Annotated in this window: 2 protein-coding genes and 1 pseudogene; 2 read left to right on the top strand and 1 reads right to left on the bottom strand. The window is 38.0% G+C overall.

Features of this window, described 5'->3' with window-relative positions; genetic code table 11:
- Positions 1-449: 449 nt before the first annotated feature.
- Both FFR48_RS26585 and FFR48_RS26580 read left to right on the top strand, forming a co-directional pair.
- Positions 450-1547, top strand: a pseudogene (locus FFR48_RS26585) (PLP-dependent cysteine synthase family protein).
- Positions 1548-1591: 44 nt separating this feature from the next.
- Positions 1592-2896 (top strand): hypothetical protein, encoded by a 1305-nt coding sequence (locus FFR48_RS26580; protein WP_137669423.1) that lies wholly within the window; start codon positions 1592-1594, stop codon positions 2894-2896.
- Between the two features lie 18 nt (positions 2897-2914).
- Here FFR48_RS26580 and FFR48_RS26575 read toward each other — a convergent pair.
- Positions 2915-3146, bottom strand: a 232-nt coding sequence (locus FFR48_RS26575; protein ID WP_201277687.1) for a transposase, incomplete at its 5' end; no start/stop codon positions are given.

Raw genomic sequence — 3146 nt, 5'->3', positions numbered from 1 at the left:
AGTTTGATTTTTGGGAAGTTGGGATTTTCAGAAGTTTGATTTTTGGGAAGTTGGGATTTTCAGAAGTTTGATTTTGGGAAGTTGCGATTTTTCGGAAGTTCATATTTTCAGAAGTTGGGATTTTCAGAAGTTTGATTTTGGAAAAGTTCGGTTTTTAGGAATTTGGATTTTTGGGAAGTTGCGATTTTTGGGAAGTTCAGATTTTTCAGAAGTTCGGTTTTTGGGAAGTTGGGATTTTTGAGAAGTTGCGATTTTGAGAAGTTGCGATTTTTTGAGAAATTCGATTTTTGGGAAGTTTGTAATTTCAGAAGTTCAGAATTTCATCAGTTTTTTATTAAATCACCCCTTACCCATTATCAATTATCAATTGTCAATTATAAATTATAAATTTCATCTTCATTTCATATAAGGTTGTCATTTTAAGAGTTGAACAGTATTTAGCTCCTGAAATGCTTACCTACTCTCAAAACCCAACCCTAAAAAACAGTTTAACATCATCCCTGTTGTTTGCAAACGTTACCGAAGCATTGGGTAAAGTTCCCATTGTGCGGTTAAATAAAATCCATCCTCATTGTCAACATCATCATCTATATTTAAAACTAGAATCTTGTAATCCTGGTGGAAGTATTAAAGAAAAAAACGCCGCTTACCTGGTTCACGAAGCATAAAAACAAGGTTTACTGCGTCCCGGTGGTACAATTGTTGAATCTAGTTCTGGTAACTTTGGTATCGGTTTAGCTATTGTTGGTGCAACTAAAGGTTATCGGGTGATGATTGTTATTGATGCAAAAACACCTGTAACTATACGCCGAATGCTTACTGCTTATGGTGCAAAACTCGTTGAAGTTCCTTTAAATGCTGCCGATGCTCAAGGTTCAATGCAGGTAGCGAGAATGACAAAATCTCAGGAATTAGCCGTAGGTATAGGCGATTGGTATCCATGTCAACATAAAAATCCTCTTAATACTGATGCTCATGAACTTTGGACAGCGCGGGAAATTGTTGACGCTTTCGGGGGTGCGCCTGATGCTATAGTTATAGGTGTGAGTACAGCCGGTCAATTAGGGGGTATTAGTCGCTACTTTAAAACATATTATCCCCAAACCAGAATTATTGGTGTTGATGTGGCTGGATCGGCTATTTTTGGTACTCCCAGACACCCCTATAAGATGACAGGACTGGGTTTATCCTTCGTTCCCCCCAATTTTGACCCCCAGGTGTTAGACGCTGCTTATAGCGTCAATGATGCTGTGGCTTTTTCTGTCTGTCATGCTTTGGCTAAATATGAGGGTATGCTTTTAGGTGCTTCTACTGGTGCTATTGTTGCCACAGCTTTAGCTGATACTCAAAGATTTAACAAGCCTCAAACTATGTTGTTACTAAATCCTGATCGGGGCGATCGCTATCTAGAAACAGTTTACAATACCGATTGGTTAGCTGGACAAAATATTCACATTTTGCAAAGTGACGATCTGGTAACAGCTATTTCTCAGCTTTATCCTGTATCTTTGGATCTTGTTAAATCGCAGGTTAGTTTTAAAATTTAAATATTTTTTCTCACGCAAAGACGCAAAGACGCAAAGAGTAAGAAATGAAGTTAGAAGAATATACATCTAAAAATATAAGTTTAGGGAGTTTATGGCGGGAATTTTTGCCTTTATCCCTGAGTGATGTGACTATGGCCTGTGGTGATCCGATGATGACTACTACTTTAGCTTATCTTCCTGATGCTCAGGTGAATATAGCGGCTGTAGGTGCGGCTAAGTCTTTGGCAATATTTTTTGAAAGTCCTATTATTATGATCCTTCACGCTGCTAATGCTTTGGCTGGATCACAAAAATCTAGGGCAGCATTATGGCGTTTTACTTTGTTTGCTGGTGTAGGACTCAGTTTTTTATTAGGTTTGTTGGGAATACCTATCATATTTAATTCTGTTGGTGCGAGTTTGTTGGGTATTCCTTTGGCAATGTTGGCTACAGTCAGTCAAGTATTATTAATAGCTTGTGGTTGGCCGTTTGCGATCGCATGGCGGCGTTATTTCCAAGGTTTATTAATTTACCACGGTAAACCCCGTGCGTTAGCTATAGCTAGTATTTTCAGGCTTTTAACATTGGCTTTAGTTCTGGTAAGTGGGTTTTTAATACAACTATCTGGGGGTGTTTTAGCAGGAATAGCTCTCATTAGTGGGGTGATAGTTGAAGCTGTAGCTGTAACATTTTTTGCTTATCGCAGTGGAGCAACCATACCCCCAGAAACAGAAACCAAACCTGGTTTACCCCAAAACTTAGCCCAGGTATGGAAATTTTATTTCCCCCTAGCAAATACAATGATGGTAGTTTGGGGAGGGAGAGCGATATTAATTAGTATTCTTGCCCGCGCTCAAGATGCTACAATTGCTATTGCTGCTTGGTCTGCTGCGTGGGGTTTGGTATTAGTAATTGCTAATTCTACCCGCATGGTACAACAAATGGTAATTAAATATCGCCATCAAGTGAGCGATCGCCAACTTTTGACTTTTGCTATTAGCGTAGGTGCAGTTTGTTCGACATTATTATTATTGATGAGTGTAACACCCATAGGCGATCGCATAGTTCAAAGTTTTATCGGTAATGATCTTACCCTTGCAAATAGCATCAAACCTGTACTTTTAATATGTGCCATTGTGCCATTATTTGTAGCTTTGCAAAATGCAACACAAGGTTTTTTAGTAAGTGAAAATCGTACAGGTCATGTTAATCTATCCACATGGTTAGCAACAGGAACTTTATTAATAATTGCCAGTTTAGCTATTAATAAAGGAATGAAGGGAGCAATAGCCGCAGCTATAGCTATGATCACATCAATGATAGTAGAAATTACTTGTTTACTGTGGAAACGAGTGGTAAAGACAGCGTAAAAGTAAGCTGTTGTGCAGCTAAATCGAATAAACAGCATTACCTTTATTTTTAACTTTGCGCTCCCATTTAATAATAAGACCTCCTTCGTTTAGCAATTTATTTAATAATTCTTCTAACTGTTTTACTGATTCAAATAATCTGTGGGCTATATATTCTTTCGCTGAATGCCATACCAGTTCAATTAAATTATAATCTGGACTATAAGGTGGTAAAAATTCCAGAATAATATTTGGCATTTCTGCTTCAATA

This window comes from Sphaerospermopsis reniformis, from assembly GCF_005402885.1.
Taxonomy (GTDB): domain Bacteria; phylum Cyanobacteriota; class Cyanobacteriia; order Cyanobacteriales; family Nostocaceae; genus Sphaerospermopsis; species Sphaerospermopsis kisseleviana.
Note: the sequence above shows the minus strand (reverse complement) of the source record. Positions and strands in the feature narration are given on the sequence as shown.